The organism is Frigoribacterium sp. CFBP 8754, assembly GCF_014841815.1.
In the GTDB taxonomy this organism is placed as follows: domain Bacteria; phylum Actinomycetota; class Actinomycetes; order Actinomycetales; family Microbacteriaceae; genus Frigoribacterium; species Frigoribacterium endophyticum.
This window is the reverse complement of the sequence record NZ_JACYUO010000001.1, coordinates 950277-968428: the sequence shown is the minus strand read 5'-3', so window position 1 is coordinate 968428 and position 18152 is coordinate 950277. Positions and strand designations below refer to the sequence as shown.

Sequence of the window (18152 nt, the reverse complement as noted above, 5' to 3'; positions counted from 1 at the left end):
GGACAGGGTTTTCTACCGGATGGACTGACGCACCGAGAGCGAGCACCCGTGAACCTGAGAAGGACCTGTCAGACACAGGCCGTGCTCCTGTCGGCCACGAGCCCGAAACACGCCGGTCATCTCGGTCGGGGTACATCGGGTGATATCGGGGTACGCAGCGATCACCCGCGACGAATTCGTGCCTCACCCGCCGAGATCTGCATCCCGGGCGTGTCGTGCCTCAGCCCGTGGGGGTGGGAGCCTCGTCGAGGCCGTAGAAGCCCCGCTCGAAGACGGCCCGGGCTCGTCGGGTGGCGGCGAGGTAGTCCTCCTCGAGCCGAGTCGCCGACCCGGGCGGGTACTCCATCAGCCGCGCCACGCCCTCGAGCTGACGACGGTCGGTCGGCAGGACGTCGGACGTCCGCGACGTCCAGAGGACGCCGGCCGAGCGCGCGCGGGAGGCGATCACCCAGGCGTCGTGCAGCTTGCGGGCGTCCTCCGCCGAGACCAGCCCGGCCTCCTCCGCCGCCGCCAGGGCGTCGAGCGTCGAGGTCGTGCGGAGGGCGGGCACGGCGTGGGCGTGCTGCAGCTGGAGCAGCTGCACGAACCACTCGACGTCGCTCAGCGACCCCCGCCCGAGCTTGAGGTGCCGGGACGGCTCGGCGCCGCGGGGCAGCCTCTCGGCCTCGACGCGCGCCTTGATGCGCTTGACCTCCCGCACCTCCTGCTCGGAGAGCTCCGCGGGGTACCTCACCGTGTCGGCGACGGCCGTGAAGTCACGGCGCAGCGCCTCGTCGCCGGCCACGGCGCGGGCCCGCAGCAGCGACTGCGCCTCCCACGTGAGCGACCACCGGTCGTAGTAGGCCCGGTAGGAGGTCAACGACCGCACCACGGGCCCGCTGCTGCCCTCCGGGCGCAGGCCGGCGTCGAGGTCGAGGGGCACGAGGGAGTCGGCGGTCAGGCGGTTCAGCTCCGCCACGACGCGGACGGCCCGGCGGTGCGCGGTCTCGTCGCCGTCCGGGGCCCGGTAGACGTAGAGCACGTCCGCGTCCGAGCCGAAGCCGAGCTCCCGGCCTCCGTAGCGCCCCATGGCCACGACGGCGAACTCGATGTCGCCCGCGTCGCGCCGCGCGAGGGCGAGCGCGCCCGTGATGGCGGCCGTGGTCACGTCGGTGAGGCCGGCCGCCAGCTCGTCGATCGTCATCAGGCCGAGGATGCCGCCGATGGCGAGGCGGAGGACCTCGCGTCGGCGGGCGTTCCTCAGGACCGCGGCCCCCGCCTCCGGGGTGTCGTGGCGGGCCAGGGTCGCGTGCGTCTCGTCGAGCAGGCTGGGGAGGCTGCGCGGGCGCAGCTCGTCGTCGTTCTCGAACCAGACCGCGGCCTCGGGGGTGCGCTCGAGGAGGTCCGCCACGAAGCGCGACGTCGACAGGACGGTGGTGAGCCGGTGCGCCGCCCCGGACGAGTCGCGGAGCATGCGCAGGAACCAGTAGGACTCCCCCAGCCCGTCGCTGAGGCGACGGAAGGCGAGGAGGCCCAGGTCGGGGTCGGTCCCGTCGGCGAACCACTGCAGCATCGCCGGCAGGAGGTGGCGCTGGATGCTCGCGCGGCGGGAGACGCCGCCCGTGAGGGCCGCGATGTGCCCCAGCGCTCCCCGCGGGTCGGCGAAGCCGATGGCCGCGAGCCTCGCGGCGGCCTGGTCGGTGCTGAGCGCGAGCTCCTCCTCCGGCCGCGCCGCGACGGCGGAGAGCAGCGGGCGGTAGAAGAGGCGCTCGTGGAGGGTGCGCACCCGTCGCTTGACGCCCTGCCACGCCTCGACGAGTTCGCGCGCCGAGCCGGCCAGGCCGGTGCCGCGGGCGAGGGCGCGGAGGTCGTCGTCGTCGGTCGGCATGAGGTGCGTGCGGCGCAGGCGGGAGAGCTGGATGCGGTGCTCGAGCAGCCGGAGGACGCGGTAGTCGCGGTCGAACTCGGCCGCCTCGGCCCGCCCGACGTAGCCCCGGCGGGCGAGGGCCGACAGGGCCGCGAGGGTCGACCGCTCCCGGACGCCGTCGTCGGCCTGGCCGTGCACGAGCTGGAGCAGCTGGATCGTGAACTCGACGTCGCGGAGGCCCCCGGGGCCGAGCTTGAGCTGACGGTCGACCTCGTCGGCGGGGATGAGGTCGGTGACGCGCTCGCGCATCCGCTGCACCGACTCGACGAAGGCCTCGCGGGAGGCCGCCGACCAGACGAAGGGCGCGATGCGCTCGACGTAGCGCTCACCCAGCTCGCGGTCGCCCGCGATCGGCCGGGCCTTCAGCAGGGCCTGGAACTCCCACCCGCGTGCCCAGCGGTCGTAGTACGCCACGTGCGAGTCGAGCGTGCGGACGAGCGCACCGTCCTTGCCCTCGGGGCGGAGGTTCGCGTCGACCTCCCAGAGCTCGGGCTCGATCGACAGGTCGGAGACCGCGCGCACGGCGTGGACCGCGAGGCGGGTGGCGATCTCGACGGCCCGGCCCGGCTCGAGCCCGTCGGCGCCCTCGGCGACGTACACGACGTCGACGTCGCTGAGGTAGTTGAGCTCGCGGGCGCCCGTCTTGCCCATGCCGATGACGGTGAAGCGCGTACGGGCCACGTCGTCGGCGGGGAAGGGCACCTCGCGCCGGGCGACGTCGACGGCGGCCTCGAGGGCGGCGCCGGCGAGGTCGGCGAGGGCGGCGGCCACCTCGGGCAGGACGGCGACCGGGTCGGATGACTCGAGGTCCCAGGCCGAGAGCCGCAGGAGGTGGTGGCGGTACCGGCGACGGAGCGCGACCGCGGCGTCGTCGCCCACCAGCCCCGCGACGACGGCGAGGAGGTCGCCGACGTACTCCTCCGGTGAGGGAGGCACGGTGAGGGGCACGAGGAGGCCCGCGAGTTGGTCCGGTCGTCGCGTCAGGAACTCCGCGAGGCCCGACGACGCCCCGAGGACGCGCACCAGGCGGGGGCCAGCTCCGCCGTCGAGGAGCCGGGAGACGCCGTCGGCGTCGCGCTCGACGAGCCGCTCGAGATGCCGGAGCGCCGCGTCGGGGTCGGGAGCGCGGGCGAACGACGCGACCAGCGACTCCGCCCGGGGCTCCTCGGCGACCAGCCGCTCGATGCGGTCGCGGGCCTCCCGCAGCTCCGCGAAGCCCAGCCGGGCGAGCTCGGACAGTCCGGTGCTCGGGCGGGTCATGACGGTCGGGCGCGCGGGGTGCGGCGCGGGCTAGAGGATCTCGAGGTTCGAGCGCAGCTCGTAGGGGGTGACCTGCGCGCGGTAGGCCTTCCACTCCTGGCGCTTGTTGAGCAGCACGTAGTTGAAGACCTGCTCGCCCAGCGTCTCGGCGACGAGCTCGCTGTCCTCCATGATCGAGAGGGCGTGGTCGAGGCTTGCGGGGAGCTGCTTGTAGCCCAGCGCACGGCGCTCCGCGTCGCTCATGCCCCAGACGTTGTCCTCCGCCTCGGTCGGCAGCTCGTAGCCCTCCTCGATGCCCTTGAGGCCGGCGGCCAGCATGAGCGAGAAGGCGAGGTAGGGGTTCGCCGCCGAGTCGATCGCGCGGTACTCGACGCGGCTCGAGTTCCCCTTGTTCGGCTTGTAGAGCGGCACGCGCACGAGGGCACTGCGGTTGTTGTGGCCCCAGGTGACGAAGCTCGGGGCCTCGTCGCCGCCCCAGAGGCGCTTGTAGCTGTTGACGAACTGGTTCGTGACGGCCGTGATCTCGGGGGCGTGCTTGAGCAGGCCGGCGATGAACTGACGACCGATGCGGGAGAGCTGGTACTCCGCGCCCGCCTCGTAGAAGGCGTTCGAGTCGCCCTCGAAGAGCGACATGTGGGTGTGCATGCCCGACCCGGGGTGCTGGCTGAAGGGCTTCGGCATGAACGTCGCGTAGACGCCCTGCTCGATCGCGACCTCCTTGATGACCGTGCGGAAGGTCATGATGTTGTCCGCCGTGGTGAGCGCGTCGGCGTAGCGGAGGTCGATCTCGTTCTGGCCCGGCCCGGCCTCGTGGTGGCTGAACTCCACCGAGATGCCCAGGTCTTCGAGCATGCGCACCGAGCGACGACGGAAGTCGTGGGCGGTGCCTCCGGGCACGTTGTCGAAGTAGCCGGCGGAGTCGACCGGCTGGGGGCCCTCCGGGCCGTGCTGGGCACTCTTGAGGAGGTAGAACTCCACCTCGGGGTGCGTGTAGAAGGTGAAGCCCCGGTCACCGGCGCGGGCGAGCGTCCGCTTCAGGACGTTGCGCGGGTCGGCGACGGCCGGCTGCCCGTCGGGCGTCGTGATGTCGCAGAACATGCGGGCCGTCGGGTCGATCTCGCCCCGCCAGGGCAGGATCTGGAACGTCGTCGGGTCGGGCTGCGCGAGGACGTCGGCCTCGTAGGAGCGGGTGAGCCCCTCGATCGCCGAGCCGTCGAAGCCGATCCCCTCGGCGAACGCCCCCTCGACCTCGGCCGGCGCGATGGCCACCGACTTGAGGGTGCCGATCACGTCGGTGAACCAGAGGCGGATGAACTTGATGCCCCGCTCTTCGATGGTCCGAAGAACGAAGTCTGTCTGCTTGTCCATGCACGGCCTTTCTGCTCGACGACCAGGCTAGTGGACGGGACGCGCGCCGCGGGGGCGCGGGCCCGGTCAGTCGTCGGCGGCGTCCTCGGCGTCGAGGCGGGCGTTGCGCTCCGTGATCGTCTGGATCGCACGCTCCGCCTCCTCACGGGTGGCGTACGGGCCGGCGCGGTCGACGGCCGGCGAGACCTTGCCCTCCTCGACCTCGTGGGTGGTGATGTTGTACCAGTACTCGGGTGCCATGGCAGCAGGCTACCTCCAGGGGCCCAGCCCCGGGGCCGCCGGGGGCCCGCCGGGTGCGCCCCGCGGACGACGTCTCCCCCTAAGGTGGACGACATGCCTCGGGACTCCCACGGACACCTGACCCCGGGCCGGATCTCAGCGCAGCGTCCGGTCCCCGCGTCGATCCCTCGACCGGAGTACGTGGGCAAGGCCGGTCCTGCGCCCTACACGGGCGGCGACGTGTACGACGCCCCGACCGTCGAGCTCATCCGCGAGAGCGGCCGGATCGCCTCGCAGGCCATCGACGCCGTGGAAGCGGCCCTCCGCCCCGGCGTCACCACCGACGAGCTCGACCGGGTCGCCCACGAGTTCCTCGTCGCGCACGGCGCCTACCCCTCGACCCTGGGCTACCGCGGCTTCCCGAAGTCGATCTGCACCTCGCTCAACGAGGTGATCTGCCACGGCATCCCCGACGACACGACCCTCGTCGAGGGCGACCTGCTCAACGTCGACGTCACCGCGTTCAAGGACGGCGTCCACGGCGACCTCAACCGCACGATGATCGTCGGCGAGGCGCCCCAGGCCACGGTCGACCTCGTCGACCGGACGCGGGAGGCCCTGCGTCGGGGAATCAAGGCCGTCGCGCCGGGCCGGCAGGTGAACGTCATCGGCCGCGCGATCGAGTCCTACGCCGCGCGCTTCGGCTACGGCGTCGTCCGCGACTACACCGGCCACGGCGTGGGCCGTGCGTTCCACTCCGGCCTGGTCATCCCCCACTACGACGCCCCGCAGTACGACGACGTCATGACCCCCGGCATGGTCTTCACCATCGAGCCGATGCTGACGCTCGGCGGCGTCGAGGCCGACATCTGGCCCGACGACTGGACGGTCACGACCCGCGACCGGTCGCTCACGGCGCAGTTCGAGCACACCCTCGTCGTCACCGAGCGCGGCGCCGACGTGCTCACCCTCAGCTGACCCCAACTCCGACACACTCCCCTAGGAAGGTTCCACCCGTGGCACAGAAGGCAGTGGGCATCGACATCGGCGGCACCGGCATCAAGGGGGCGATCGTCGACGTCGAGTCGGGCGAGCTGCTCACCGACCGCCTCAAGAAGCCGACCCCGGCCGGCGGCGAGCCCGACGACATCGTGGCCGTCGTCAAGCAGATCGTCGAGGAGCTCGGCGTCGACGACCTCGACGTGCCCGTCGGCGTCTGCTTCCCCGCCGCGATCATGGACGGCAAGACGCTCTCGGCCGCGAACGTGTCGAAGAAGTGGATCGACTTCGAGGCCGAGCGCCTCTTCGAGACCACCCTCGGGCGCGACATCCACTTCGTCAACGACGCCGACGCGGCGGGCTACGCCGAGACGCGCTACGGCGCGGCGAAGGGAGTCCCGGGGCTGGTGGTCATGACGACGCTGGGCACCGGCATCGGCACCGCGCTCATCAACGACGGCGTCCTCATCGTCAACGCCGAGCTCGGCCACCTCGAGATCGGCGGCAAGGACTACGAGACGAAGGCCTCGTTCGCCGCCAAGGAACGCGACGAGCTGAGCTGGAAGCACTGGGCCAAGCGCCTGCAGAAGTACTACTCGCACCTCGAGGCCCTGCTCTACCCGCGGCTCATCATCGTCGGCGGCGGCGTCTCGAAGCACCACCAGGAGTTCCTCCCCCTGCTCGACCTCCGGGCCGAGATCGTGCCGGCCGTGCTGCGCAACAACGCGGGCATCCTCGGCGCGGCGGCCCTCGCGGCGTCGTCGCGGCCCACGACCACGGTCTGAGCCGACGACGGCCCGGGGCGGCGACCGCCCGGGCCGACCGTCGTCACGACGTGACGGAGGCCCGGGTGCGGGAGGCGTGCCTCCTGCACCCGGGCCTCCTGTCGGTCTGGGGCGGATGGGCCGGCTGATACGCCGGGTTCTGTCCCGGTGCCGAGGCACCATGGACGGCCATCTATCTCGGGACTACGTTGCCGCAGCCCTCCAGCGGTCTACCCGAGGACTCGGCGAGCCACCTCGACGTCCTCTGTCTGACCTTGCTCCGGGCGAGGTTTGCCTAGCCGGTCGGTCACCCGAACCGCTGGTGGTCTCTTACACCACCGTTTCACCCTCACCGCGGCCCCGTCTCACGACGTGACCGAGGCGGTCTGCTCTCTGTTGCACTGTCTCGCGGGTCGCCCCGGGTGGGTGTTGCCCACCGCCCTGCTCTGTGGAGCCCGGACGTTCCTCGGCGGTCGGGAGCGAGCCCCCGACCGACGCGACCGTCTTGCCGACCCATCCGCCCTGCCACTGTAGCGCGCGCCGGCGGGGCGCCGAGCCGGTGCCGGCCCCCGTGCCCCGGAGAGGCCTAGATCCCGGACTCGTTCGTGCGCACGAGGACGGCGTTGCTGTCGGGGCAGAGCACGACGTCGTACGCGCTGGCGGAGCGCACGGCGGCCAGGTCGCTGCCGGTCAGGGTGACCCCGCTGGCGCTCGAGACGCCGCCGCGCAGGAGGGAGGCACCGATGCCGTACCGGCGACGCTGCGTCTCGTAGAGGTCGAGCAGGTCGGCCGGCACCTTCTCGGCGAGCGTGGCGCGGTCGGCCTCGACCTGACGGCGCTCGATCTCGAGCTCGCCGAGCTTGGCGTCGCGCGTGCTCCGGGCGTCGGCCCGGCGGACCTCGAGCTGGTCGAGCTCCTCGTGGGTGACCGTGGCGACGGCGCCGAGGCTCTCGACGCGCTCCATCACCTCGAGCTGCATGTCCTCCAGGTCGGAGCCCCGCTTCGCGAGGGCGGCTAGCTCCGCCTCGAGCGCCTGGACGTCCTTGACGGACGAGGTGCTCGCGAGCCGCTGCCGGTCGCGGGCGACGCGGGCCTCGACGACCGCCACGTCGGACTCGACGCGGCGGAGCTCGGCCTGCGCGTCCTCCCAGGCGCCTTGCTCCGACGCCATGCGGCTGCGGAGGCGGTGGGCGTCGCCGTCGACCGTCGCGAGGACGGCGATCTCGGGGAGGTTCGCGGCACGGTGCGCGAGCTGCTGCAGGGTGGTGTCGAGCTTCTGGAGGTCGAGCAGCAGGGCCTGGTCGGCGGGGCTGGCTTGCAACGGCACGGGGACTTCTTTCATCAGGGGCGGAACGGGGCGGGCGCCGGGGCGCCCGGGCGGGTCGGCGGCGGCTACTGCACGACCGCGAAGTCCCAGGGGTCGGTGCGGAGGTCGCTCAGGGTGACCTCGACGTCGTCGAGCTCGCGTCGGAGCTGCTCCGCGGCGGTGTCGAGCCAGAGCCACTCGCTCGCCCAGTGCGACACGTCGACGAGGGCGGGCCCGTGGCCGAGGCGCATCAGGTCGCGGGCGTCGGAGGCGGGGTGGTGCCGGAGGTCGCTCGTGACGTAGACGTCGGCGGCCCGCACGGCGGGGTGGTCGAGCAGCGAGTCGCCGGCGCCCGCGCAGAGCGCCACGGTCTCGACGACGCGGTCGGCGTCTCCGGCCACCCGGACTCCGGAGGCCGTGGGCGGCAGCACGTCGCCGAGCTGGCGGGCGAGCGCGACGAGGCTGATCGGGCGCGGGAGGCGCCCGACGACGCCGAGCCCGGTGCCCGGGAGGGCGCCCGCCGTGATCGGCGACTGGTCGACGAGGCCGAGCTGGTGGGCCAGCACCCGCGAGGTGCCGGTGGGCACGACGTCGGCGTTGGTGTGCGCCGCGAGGAGGGCGCACCCGGCCCGCTGCAGCCGGGCCACGACGGCGCCCTTGGTCGTGTCGCCCGCCAGCGTCGTCACGCCGCGGAAGAGCAGGGGGTGGTGCGTCAGGAGGAGGTCGGCGCCCAGGGCGACGGCCTCGTCGACGGTGTCGAGCACCGCGTCGACCGCCAGGTGCACGTGCCGGACGGGCTGCTCGGGGTCGCCGAGCACGAGGCCCGGAGAATCCCACGACTCGGCGCCCGCGAGGGGCCAGAGGCGCTCGACGGCGGCGGAGACGGCTGCGAGGGAGGACACCCCGTCAGCCTAGTCGCGGGCCGCCGGGCGGACGAGGGCGACGGACGCGACCACGACCACCGCGACGAGGGCCGCGGCGACCAGGGCGACGAGCAGGCCGACGACCGGCTCGAGCGGGGCGCCGCCGAGCAGGTAGCCCTGCCACGAGAGGGCCTCCGACGAGGGGGCCAGCAGGCCGAGGCCGACGACGGCGGAGAGCACGACGGCGGCCACGACGGCGATCGGGCCCCGGGTCTCGAGCCGGGCGTCGCCCGGGCGGCGCTGTGAGGCGACGCGGAGCGCCGCGGTGGCCACGAGGCCCCCGACGACCGGCACCGCGAGGGTCGCCACGACGGCGGAGACCAGGAGGCCGGCGTCGAGGAGCGTGAGCACCAGGGCGGCGAGGACGACGAGGACGCCGACGGCCAGGCCGGCCAGGCCGAGGGGGCGTCGCGAGGGCGCGGCCACGGCGACGGGGGCGACCGGGGCGTCAGCGGCCGAGGTGCCGGCGACGACGTCGGAGGGCACGGGAGCCGGCTCGGCGCGGGCGACCTCGGCGGCGGCGGCGGTCGTGACCGGTGCCGGGGACCCGGCGGGCGCCTCCTCCACGACCTGCGGGCCCTCGGGGGCAGGAGCGACGTCGAGGACGGCGGGCTCGGCGGCCTCGGACGAGACCTCCGGGGCGACGGCGACCTCGTCGCCCGGAGCGAGCGTCAGGGGCAGGACGACGTCGATGACGCCGGTGAAGCGGAGGCGGGTGCGCTCGAGGGCCTCGGCGGCCTCGTCGGTGCCGATGCGGCCGACCTCGTCGGCCCAGCGGGCGAAGCGGGCGGCCTCCTGGCGGCGCGCCTCCATCTGGGCCTGGACGACGGCCATCAGGTCGACGGTCGCCGTGTCGTCGAGGCGTCGCTCGACCATGCGGACGAGGACGTCGTCGTCGAGCGAGATGCGCTCGGGCGGCTGCGGCAGCGAGGGGTCGACGGGCTCGGCGAAGACGGGGAGGGTGATGCTCGACGTGTCGAGGGAGTGACGCGCGACGCTCGCGGGGCGGGGCTCGGCGGCGTCGGTCGGCACGACGTCGGCGGGCACGTCGGCCCGGTGCGATGGGACGGAGACGGGACGCGGCTCGCGCACCGGGGCGATCGGCTCGACGACCGCCGCCGGGTCGAGGTCGGCGGGCGACGGCTCGGGGTCGGCGGGCGACTGCTCCAGGTCGGCGGGGGCCTCGGGCGTCAGGGTGGGTGTCACGGGGCGGAGCTCCTGGTCGGTCGCCTCGGGCGGGGCGGTGGCCTCCGCCTCGGGCGACGTGCGGGGCACCGGCTCGACGAAGGTCGAGCGGTGCCGCTGGGGCGCGTCGTCGGCCTCGGGCACCACGATGGTGTCGCCCTCGGCCGTCCGCACGCTGTCGGTCATGGCGGGACGGTACCTCGGGCGGCACGCCGGGCCGGGGAGGCTCGCCGGTGTGACCAGCAGGAACGACGGAGTCGCGGGGCCGTCGGCAGGCCCGTGCGGTGCCTGCCCCTCAGCCCCACCCGCCGAGCCACGCCGCGAGGGAGGGCTCGCCGACGAGGGGCTCGAGGCCGTCGGCCGCGCGGCGCTCCGTCCGGAAGAGGTCGCTGCGCTCCCAGCGCGCCCGCCGCAGCTCGGCCCGCCGGGACGTGACGCGGGCGACGACGACGGGCGCGGCTCCGCCGGCCTCGTCGCCTCTGCCGCCCTCCCGCCCACCGTCCTCAGGCTCCACGGCGCACAGCTCGACGGTGCCCAGCTCGCCGACGCCGACCTCGGCCACGGCCCGGACGAGGGCCACACCGTCCCGGACCCTCACCTCACCAGGCAGGTCGACCGTCACCCGGGCACCCGTCACGATCTCGGGCCGCGTGGCGACCGCCGCCGCGGAGACGACGCGCGGGTCGCCGCCGACGGCCGACGCGACCTCGCTCGGGACGACGACCCGCGCCTCCGGCAGCACCGCCAGGACGGAGTCCGCCGTGAGGAAGGCACGCCCCGGCGACAGGGCGCGGCCGAGGCGGACGACGACGTCGACCGGCCCGTCGACCCGCAGCGCCCGGGGGCGGGAGCCGGACACGGCCACCAGCCTGCTGAGCGTGATCGTCTCCGCGTTCTGACGCCGCTGCCGGGCCTCGTCGTCGCCGGAGCGACCGGCCCAGTCCGGGCCGTCGTGCCAGGCGACCGCGTCGCGGACGTGCGCGAGCACGGCCCCGCCCCGCCAGGCGCGGTGGACCCACTCCCAGTCCTCTCCCCCGTACTCGGTGAAGCCCTCGTCCCACCCGCCGACCTCCTCGACGAGCCACCGGCTGCAGGCCGTGACGGCCCCGATGACGTGGCGGTACGACCGGTCGTCGGCGTCGAGCAGGTCGCGGCTGGCACGGTGGGCGTCATCGAGCCACGCGGGCGACGGGAGCTCGGCGGCCGGCCCCGCGACCTCGACCGGTGCGTCGACCGGGACGCCGCCGAAGTCGGCGTGCCGGCGGCGCCCCACGGCCACCACCTCGGGCGCGAGGGCCGGCAGCCGGGTCACCGCGGCGACGTAGCCCGGCTCGGGCGCCGTGTCGGCGTCGAGGAAGACGAGCACGTCGCCGGTCGCGGTCCGCACGCCGAGGTTGCGCGCGGCGGCCAGCCGGAAGCCGTCGTCGCGCTGCCGCACGAGCACGACGCCGGGCGGCACGACGGGCGCCTCGGGCGACCCGTCGTCGACGACCACGACCTCGAGGCGGTCGGCGGGGTGCGTCTGCCGGGCGAGGGCCGCGAGCGTCCGGTCGAGCTCGGCCTGCTGACGGTAGTGGGGCACGACGACGCTCACGCGGGGCGGCTCCGCGGGGAGGTCGCCGTCGAGCAGGTCCCAGCGGTTGCCGGGCAGGCCCCGCCCCCACGGCGGCCGCGCCGTCACCAGGCCACCTCGTCGGCCCACCAGCGCACCGAGGCCGCCGCGACGTCGGCGAGGCCGGGCGCCGTCACCGCCGACGGCCCGAGCCAGGTCGAGGCGGGGTCGGCGAGGGCCGCCGCCAACGCCGTCACGAGGTCGTCGGGGTCGACGAGGGTCAGGGTGCCCGGCCGCAGCTCGGCCATCTCGCGGGAGTACCTCGTGTCGGGCACCAGGGGGCGCCGCCCGGTCGCGATCCAGGTCGCCATCGATCCGGAGGCCGAGACGTGGCGGTGGGCGGCGACGGGCACCGCGGCCCGGCGGCAGCGCTCGAGCAGCTCGTCGTCGTCGAGGTAGCCCGTGACCTCCAGCGACACTCCGCGGGAGGCGGCGCCGGCGACGAGCTCGGCGAGCTCGGCCTCGTGGCCCGTCGACGCGCGCCCCAGGGCCGCGACCCGCAGGGCCGACCCGGCGGCCCGCAGCTCGACGACGGCGTCGACGAGCTCGGCGTGGCCCTTGCCGGGGTAGAAGAAGCCGATGACGGCCGCCGTCCCGTCCGGCCGCGGGCGCTGCCCGGGCGCGGGCGCCGGCCCGACGGGGTCGACGGCCAGGGGCAGGACGGCCGCCCGGGCGCCCGCCCCGGCGAGGACGTGCTCGTCGAGCAGCAGCGCCTCGTGCCGGCTGTTGCAGACGACGCCCGCGGCCGCCTCGACCACGCGCCGGTAGCACTCGGCGCGCCGCGGGAGGTTGCGCTCGCCGTCGGAGGGCTGCGGGAGGTCGTGCAGGGTGACCGTGAGCGACGTCCGGCGCGCGAGGTCCTCCACGCGGTCGGCCGCCTCCTCGGGCGACCCGCCCCAGAGCCGGTCGGTGAAGTGGAGGTGGGACCGGGCCGGAGGCGCGCTGCCGGTGAGCGCATCGGGCCCGACCGCGAGGTCCCGCCCGACCAGGGCCGCCACGGCCTCGGCGACGCGGCGGGCGTACGTCGAGACCCCGTGCTGCGGGTCGTCGGTGACGACGAGGGCCGGCAGGCCGGCGGAGCCGGGCGCCGAGGGCGCCGGCACCGGGCCGCTCACGACAGCCCCAGCAGGCGCAGCGCGTCGGCGTGGCGGGCGAGCGCCGCCGTCACGACCTCGGGGTGGTCGGCGTACCAGCCGAGGTGCGCCTCCTCGACCTCGGCCGCCTCGACGCGGCGGCCGCCGACGACCCAGTGGTCGGTCGGCGCCTCGTCGAGGCCGAACGCCTCGACGACGACGGCCTCCCGGGGCGCGTGCACGCTGTCGAGCAGGGGGCGCCCCGGGTCGACCTCGTGCTCGGGCAGGGCGAGCCGACGACGGACCCGCTCGGCCAGCGAGCGCCAGACGGGGTTGCCGGGATGGTTGAGCGTGCGCATCTGGGCGAAGGAGGGGCGGTCGAAGAGGTCGGAGACGACGACGGCGTCGTGGGCCTCCTCGCGCCGGCGCAGCTCGCCCCGGGAGAGCTCGGCGACCGCCCGCACGGACTCGGGCCGGAGCGGGGGAAGCGGCGAGGGCGCGTCGACGGCGCCGCCCCGCGCCGCGGCCCGCACGACGAGCCGCAGGTCGTGGTACTCGACGACGGGCGGCACCAGCGACGCGTCGCTCGGCGGCCGGACGATGGCGTGGGCCGGGTAGAGGCCCGCGAACCGGATGACGGGCACCCGCACGACCCGGGCCCGCGCCGGCAGCGCCGCCGCGAGCTGCGCCGTCCCGAGGGGCAGGCCGTGGTAGTCGTCGCGGACGGGCTGCGAGACCAGCAGCTCCGCCCGGGCGAGCCAGCGCGCGAGGTGCGGGAGGTCCGTGGCGACCAGCTCGTGGACCGCGGGCGTCCTCACCGTCCGCAGGCCGCCTCCCTCGAGGGCGATGCGGAGCGACTCCGCCTGGCAGTTGCCGACGACGAGGGCGACGGCGCCGTCGCCCTCGGGCTCGCTGAGCCCGTAGAAGTCGCCGTAGTGGCGCGTGCGGCCGTCGACGACGGGGGTGGTGGTCACGATGGGGTCGCCTTCCTGCCGGCGACGGTCGTGGCGGGCAGCTCCAGCTTGCCGGGTCCGGGGCCCTCCCGCCCGGCGCGGATCAGAGGGGTACACGCACACAGGGCCTGAGAGCCTCCCGAGGACTAGCGTCCGTGGAGGCCGCTCCCATCGGCTCACCCCCTCCTCGACACCGACCGGCCCCCGGACGTCAGCAGGGTCCTGCGGACTCGTCCGCCCCGCCCCAGACGACACGCCGAGGAGGCACGATCATCGATCCCCTGAACGACCGGGTCGCTCCCCCGCAGCCGCTGCTCCGGGTCGCGTCCGTCCCCGCCGCCCACCCCTACGTGCGCGCGCTCGACGCGGCGGACCGTTCCGCCACGGTCGTCCGCCTCGCCGACCCGGCCCCGGCCGGCGCCGGCCCCGGCCAGTGGTGGCCCCCCGTGATGGTCGACGCCGGCTGGGTCCGGGCGCACGCCGACGAGTTCGACCTCCTGCACGTCCACTTCGGCACGGAGTCGTTCACCCTCGAGCACCTCGCGGGCGTCGTCGCCGCGCTGCGCGAGGTCGGCAAGCCGCTCGTCTACACCGTCCACGACCTCGAGAACCCCCAGCTCGTCGACCAGGGCGACCACGCCGCCCAGCTCGACCTCCTGGTGCCCGCCGCGGACGTCGTCCTGACCCTCACGCCCGGAGCCGCCGCCGAGGTGGCCCGGCGCTGGGGGCGCGAGGCCGTCGTCGTCGCGCACCCCGACCTGCTGCCCCTCGACGCCGAGGCGCCCTCCGGCCGGGCGTCCGACGCGCTGGTCGTCGGCGCGGCGCTCCGCGACCTGCGGCCGAACATCGACGCCGTCCGCGCCGTCGAGACGCTGCTGGCCGCGGCCGAGCTGCTGCGCCGCGACGGCACCGACGTCGTCGTCCGCGTCGACCTCAACGAGCGCGTGCGGGACGAGGAGGCGCGGGCCCGCGTGGCCGCGCTGGTCGCGTCGGACCCCCACGCCGTCCTCGACGTGCACCCCCGCCTCTCCGACGACGAGCTCGCCGCGTCGCTCGCCGACCTCGACGTGGCCGTGCTCCCCTACCGGCACGGCACCCACTCCGGCTGGGTCGAGCTCTGCTGGGACCTCGGCGTCCCCGTCGCCGGCCCCCGCGTCGGCTACGCGGCCGAGCAGCACCCGGACTCCTTCGCTGCGTTCGACGCCGGCGACCCTCCCGCGCTCGCCGAGGCCCTCCGCACCCTGACCGACGGCCGGGGAGGCCGTCCCGGCAGCGCCGCCCGGGCCGAGCTCGTCGCGCGCCGGCGCCTCGTGCGCCGGGTGCAGCGGCGCACGGTGGCCGCGACGCACGACGAGGCCTACGCCGCCGCGCTCCGCTCGGTGGCCGACCGCTCGGGCGCCTCCGCGCCGGAGCCGCGCGGCCGGGCGGACGCCGCCGAGCCGGGCGACGCCTCCGGCCGCGACGGGGAGCCCCTCCGCATCGCCGTCGTCGCACCGCTCCGGTACCCCATCCGCCAGCCGCACGCGGGCGGGCTCGAGTCGTCGGTCTGGAACCAGGTGCGGACGCTCCGTGCCCGCGGCCACCACGTCGTGCTCTGCGCCCCCGAGGGCAGCGACTTCCTGGAGGGCGGGCCGACCGAGTTCACCCTCCCGCCCGTGGTGTGGGACGACCCCTCCGAGGCCACCGACACGACGTACCCGGCCGGCTACCTCGAGCGGGCGCTGCCGGCCCTCGACCGGGCGCTGGCCTGGGTCGCCGACCACGCCGACCAGTTCGACGTCGTCGAGAACCACAGCCTGCACGGCCTGCCCCTCTCGTGGGCGGGCCGACTCGGCGTGCCCGTCGTGTCGACGCTGCACACGCCGACGCTGCCCGACCTGCTCGAGCACCACGCCCGCGGGCCCGAGCCGCGCAGCGCCTTCCTCGCCGTCAGCGACCACACGGCGCGGGAGTGGCGGGCGGCGGGCGTCGAGTCGCTCGTGCTGCCGAACGGCGTCGACACCGACCTGTGGCCGCTCGGGCCGGGCGGCGACGACCTCGTCTGGTCGGGGCGGCTCGTGCCCGAGAAGGGCGCCGACCTGGCGATCGCAGCCGCCCGGCGGACCGGTCGGCGCCTCGTGCTCGCCGGCCGCGTCGGGGACGCGGCCTGGTTCGAGGAGGCCGTCGAGCCGCACCTCGGCGACCGGGTCCGCTACGTCGGCGAGCTCGACCAGCGCAGCCTCGCCGACCTCGTCGGCCGCAGCGCCTGCGCGCTCGTCACGCCCGTGTGGGAGGAGCCGTTCGGCCTCGTCATCGCCGAGGCGCTCGCCGTCGGGACGCCGGTGGCGGCCTTCGACACCGGCGGCGTCTCGGAGGTCGTCGGCTCGTCGGCCGGAGCGGGCCTCGTCGCCATGGGCGACGCCGACGCGCTGGCCCACGTCGCGGAGGGGCTCGCCGCGCAGTCGCAGAGCACCCCCGGGTTCCGGGCGCGCATCCGCGAGGACGCCGTCGACCGGCTGTCGCTGCGGCACCGCGCGGGCGTGCTCGAGGGCCTCTACCGGTCGCTCGTCGAGACCCGCCGAGGCGTCTCGTCGACGTCGTCGCCCTCCCCGGTCGACACGGGCACGGTCGACACGCTCGACTCCCTCGACGTGACCGACGCCGGCGCCCGGGCCGACGCGTGAGCGACGCCCCGCCGCTCGTCGGCTGGTACGTCCACCACCACGGGGCCGGCCACGTCACGCGCTTCACGGCCGTGCGCCCGCACCTCGCCGCGCGGGTGGTCGTGTTCAGCAGCCTGCCCGCCCCCGCCGGCCTCCCCGCCGACACCGAGTGGGTGCTCCTGCCCCGCGACGACGGGCCCGTCGCGCCCCGCTCGGGCGACGGCGCCGACCTCGACCCCCGCGACGCCTCCCCGACGGTGCGGGGCCTGCTCCACTGGGCCCCGCTGCACCACCCCGGCCACTCCGGGCGGCTGGCCGCGATCGCCGGCTGGGTCGGCGAGCACCGGCCCGCGGCGTTCGTCGTCGACGTCTCGGTCGAGGTCGCGCTGCTCGTCCGCCTCCTCGGCGTCCCGCCCGTCGTCGTCACCCAGCCGGGCGACCGCTCCGACGAGCCCCACCTCCTCGCCTTCCGCGCCGCCGAGCGGGTCCTCGCGCCGTGGGCGCCGGGCCTCCACGCCTCCCCCGCCCTCGACGTCGCCGCCGACCGCGTCCGGACGGTGGGGGGCATCTCCCGCTTCGCCGGTCGACCCCGCGCGGTGCGCCCCACGGCCTCGGCGGGCCCGCGGGTGCTGGTGCTGCCGGGAGGGGGCGACGGAGGCGCGGGTCGCCTCGCCGACGACGTCGCGCGCGCCGCGGCGGTCACCCCCGGCGCCTCGTGGACCCTGCTGGGCGGCGAGGCGGGCGCGTGGGTGGACGACCCCTGGGAGCTCCTGTCGACGGCCGACGTCGTCGTGACGGCGGCCGGGCAGAACAGCGTGGCCGACCTCGCCGCCGCCGGGGCCCGCGCCGTCGTCGTGCCGCAGGGCCGCCCGTTCGACGAGCAGGGCGCGACGGCGCGCCTGCTGGCCGACCGCGGCCTCGCCGTCGTCGTCGACGGGTGGCCGGCCGACGAGGCGTGGCCCGCCCTCCTCGACCGGGCGCTGGCGACGACGCCCGACTGGTCGACCTGGCAGGTCGAGGGCGCGCCCGCCCGGGCCGCGGCCGTCGTCGCGGAGGTGGCCTCGTGGCAGCGCTGACGGTCGCCGTGACGCTGTGCTCGGAGGCGCGGCTCGGCCACCTGCGGGCCCAGCGGGTCCGCCTGGGCCGGCTGGCGCCTCCGGTGCCCCACGTCGTCGTGTGGCTCGACGAGTCCCCGGCCCCGGAGGGCGCGGGGCTGGAGGACGCCGTCGTCGTGCACGTCCCGCCGGGGCCGGACGGCCTGCGGCTCGCGGAGGGCCGGAACCGCGGCGCCGCGGCGGCCCGGGCGCTCGGGGCGAGCCTGCTCGTGTTCCTCGACGCGGACTGCGTGCCCGGGCCCGACCTCGTCTCCGGCTACGAGGCCGCGGCGGCCCGGCACCCCGGCGCGCTGCTCTGCGGCCCCGTCACGTACCTGCCCGAGGGCGCGAGCCTCGCCGAGCTCGACCGTGACCCCGCGGGGCTGACGCGCCCGCACGCGGCCCGGCCCGCGCCTCCCGCCGGCCGCACCGTCGTCGCCCGCGACGGCGACCACCGGCTGTTCTGGTCGCTCTCGTTCGCGCTCGACGTCGACACCTGGGCCCGCGTCGGCGGCTTCTCGGCGGAGTACGAGGGCTACGGCGGGGAGGACACCGACTTCGCGTTCGCGGCGCACGCGGCGGAGGTGCCGCTCGTCTGGGTGGGCGGCGCGCACGCCTACCACCAGTGGCACCCGACCTCCTCGCCGCCCTGGCAGCACCTCGACGACATCCTCCGCAACGGGCGGGTGTTCGCCGAGCGCTGGGGCAGCTGGCCCATGGAGGGGTGGCTCGCCGCCTTCGAGGAGGCCGGGGCTATCGAGCGCCGGAGCGGGGGCTGGGCACGGACGACGCCCGCGGCGACGGGGCAGCCGGCCTGACCTCGTGGTGAGGGTAGGCTAACCTCACCT

At 75.9% G+C, this 18152-nt stretch carries 14 protein-coding genes and 1 other RNA gene; 5 read left to right on the top strand and 10 right to left on the bottom strand.

What is annotated here, in order from left to right; all coding sequences use genetic code 11:
- Nucleotides 1-220 precede the first annotated feature (220 nt).
- The 3 genes from IFT72_RS04425 to IFT72_RS04415 form a co-directional block, all read right to left on the bottom strand.
- On the bottom strand, nt 221-3166 hold the full coding sequence (locus tag IFT72_RS04425) for a bifunctional [glutamine synthetase] adenylyltransferase/[glutamine synthetase]-adenylyl-L-tyrosine phosphorylase (protein WP_192045657.1): 2946 nt from the start codon (nt 3164-3166) through the stop codon (nt 221-223).
- A gap of 30 nt (nt 3167-3196) precedes the next feature.
- Nucleotides 3197-4534, bottom strand: a complete 1338-nt coding sequence (locus tag IFT72_RS04420; RefSeq protein WP_056054486.1) for a glutamine synthetase family protein — start codon at nt 4532-4534, stop codon at nt 3197-3199.
- Nucleotides 4535-4600: 66 nt separating this feature from the next.
- Nucleotides 4601-4774, bottom strand: coding sequence for a hypothetical protein (locus IFT72_RS04415; RefSeq protein ID WP_056054483.1), 174 nt, complete (start codon nt 4772-4774; stop codon nt 4601-4603).
- A 93-nt stretch (nt 4775-4867) separates the two neighbouring features.
- On the opposite strand from IFT72_RS04415, the gene map reads away from it, so the two are divergent.
- Nucleotides 4868-5731 carry a type I methionyl aminopeptidase gene (map, locus tag IFT72_RS04410; protein ID WP_056055875.1) on the top strand — a complete coding sequence of 288 codons (864 nt, stop codon included), beginning with the start codon at nt 4868-4870 and terminating at the stop codon, nt 5729-5731.
- A gap of 38 nt (nt 5732-5769) precedes the next feature.
- Entirely contained in the window at nt 5770-6537 is a 768-nt protein-coding gene (gene ppgK / locus IFT72_RS04405; protein ID WP_185232548.1) for a polyphosphate--glucose phosphotransferase, read from the top strand.
- Between the two features lie 112 nt (nt 6538-6649).
- Here the strand turns inward: ppgK and rnpB are convergent.
- The 7 genes from rnpB to IFT72_RS04370 all read right to left on the bottom strand — a co-directional run bounded on the left by rnpB (nt 6650) and on the right by IFT72_RS04370 (nt 13589).
- An RNA gene (rnpB, locus tag IFT72_RS04400) (RNase P RNA component class A) lies at nt 6650-7032 on the bottom strand.
- Nucleotides 7033-7102: 70 nt separating this feature from the next.
- Nucleotides 7103-7843 (bottom strand): zinc ribbon domain-containing protein, encoded by a 741-nt coding sequence (locus IFT72_RS04395; protein WP_255465392.1) that lies wholly within the window; start codon nt 7841-7843, stop codon nt 7103-7105.
- 65 nt (nt 7844-7908) lie between these two features.
- On the bottom strand, nt 7909-8724 hold the full coding sequence (locus IFT72_RS04390) for a Nif3-like dinuclear metal center hexameric protein (protein WP_192045656.1): 816 nt from the start codon (nt 8722-8724) through the stop codon (nt 7909-7911).
- A 9-nt stretch (nt 8725-8733) separates the two neighbouring features.
- Nucleotides 8734-10116, bottom strand: coding sequence for a hypothetical protein (locus IFT72_RS04385; RefSeq protein WP_192045655.1), 1383 nt, complete (start codon nt 10114-10116; stop codon nt 8734-8736).
- Between the two features lie 109 nt (nt 10117-10225).
- Nucleotides 10226-11611 (bottom strand): glycosyltransferase family 2 protein, encoded by a 1386-nt coding sequence (locus IFT72_RS04380; protein ID WP_371741165.1) that lies wholly within the window; start codon nt 11609-11611, stop codon nt 10226-10228.
- Nucleotides 11608-12657: a hypothetical protein gene (locus IFT72_RS04375; protein WP_192045654.1), complete on the bottom strand. Its 1050-nt coding sequence runs from the start codon at nt 12655-12657 to the stop codon at nt 11608-11610. The genes IFT72_RS04380 and IFT72_RS04375 overlap by 4 nt, the downstream gene beginning before the upstream one ends.
- On the bottom strand, nt 12654-13589 hold the full coding sequence (locus IFT72_RS04370; RefSeq protein ID WP_185232540.1) for a WcbI family polysaccharide biosynthesis putative acetyltransferase: 936 nt from the start codon (nt 13587-13589) through the stop codon (nt 12654-12656). Before IFT72_RS04370 ends, IFT72_RS04375 begins: the two co-directional genes overlap by 4 nt.
- 329 nt (nt 13590-13918) lie before the next feature.
- Here IFT72_RS04370 and IFT72_RS04365 point away from each other — a divergent pair, with 329 nt between their 5' ends.
- Genes IFT72_RS04365 through IFT72_RS04355 form a run of 3 tightly spaced genes read left to right on the top strand, consistent with a single transcriptional unit; the run spans nt 13919 to nt 18122 of the window.
- Entirely contained in the window at nt 13919-16231 is a 2313-nt protein-coding gene (locus tag IFT72_RS04365) for a glycosyltransferase (protein WP_192045653.1), read from the top strand.
- Nucleotides 16228-17286: a glycosyltransferase gene (locus IFT72_RS04360; RefSeq protein WP_192045652.1), complete on the top strand. Its 1059-nt coding sequence runs from the start codon at nt 16228-16230 to the stop codon at nt 17284-17286. The genes IFT72_RS04365 and IFT72_RS04360 overlap by 4 nt, the downstream gene beginning before the upstream one ends.
- The gene (locus tag IFT72_RS04355; protein ID WP_371741164.1) at nt 17274-18122 is read left to right on the top strand and encodes a galactosyltransferase-related protein; all 849 of its coding nucleotides are present in this window, start codon (nt 17274-17276) and stop codon (nt 18120-18122) included. The genes IFT72_RS04360 and IFT72_RS04355 overlap by 13 nt, the downstream gene beginning before the upstream one ends.
- Nucleotides 18123-18152: the final 30 nt, after the last annotated feature.

Bases quoted from the DNA above. Each gene is read 5' to 3' on its own strand.
- IFT72_RS04415 (WP_056054483.1), bottom strand. From the start codon at position 4,774: ATGGCACCCGAGTACTGGTACAACATCACCACCCACGAGGTCGAGGAG.
- IFT72_RS04425 (WP_192045657.1), bottom strand. From the start codon at position 3,166: ATGACCCGCCCGAGCACCGGACTGTCCGAGCTCGCCCGGCTGGGCTTC.
- IFT72_RS04420 (WP_056054486.1), bottom strand. From the start codon at position 4,534: ATGGACAAGCAGACAGACTTCGTTCTTCGGACCATCGAAGAGCGGGGC.
- IFT72_RS04385 (WP_192045655.1), bottom strand. From the start codon at position 10,116: ATGACCGACAGCGTGCGGACGGCCGAGGGCGACACCATCGTGGTGCCC.
- map (WP_056055875.1), top strand. From the start codon at position 4,868: ATGCCTCGGGACTCCCACGGACACCTGACCCCGGGCCGGATCTCAGCG.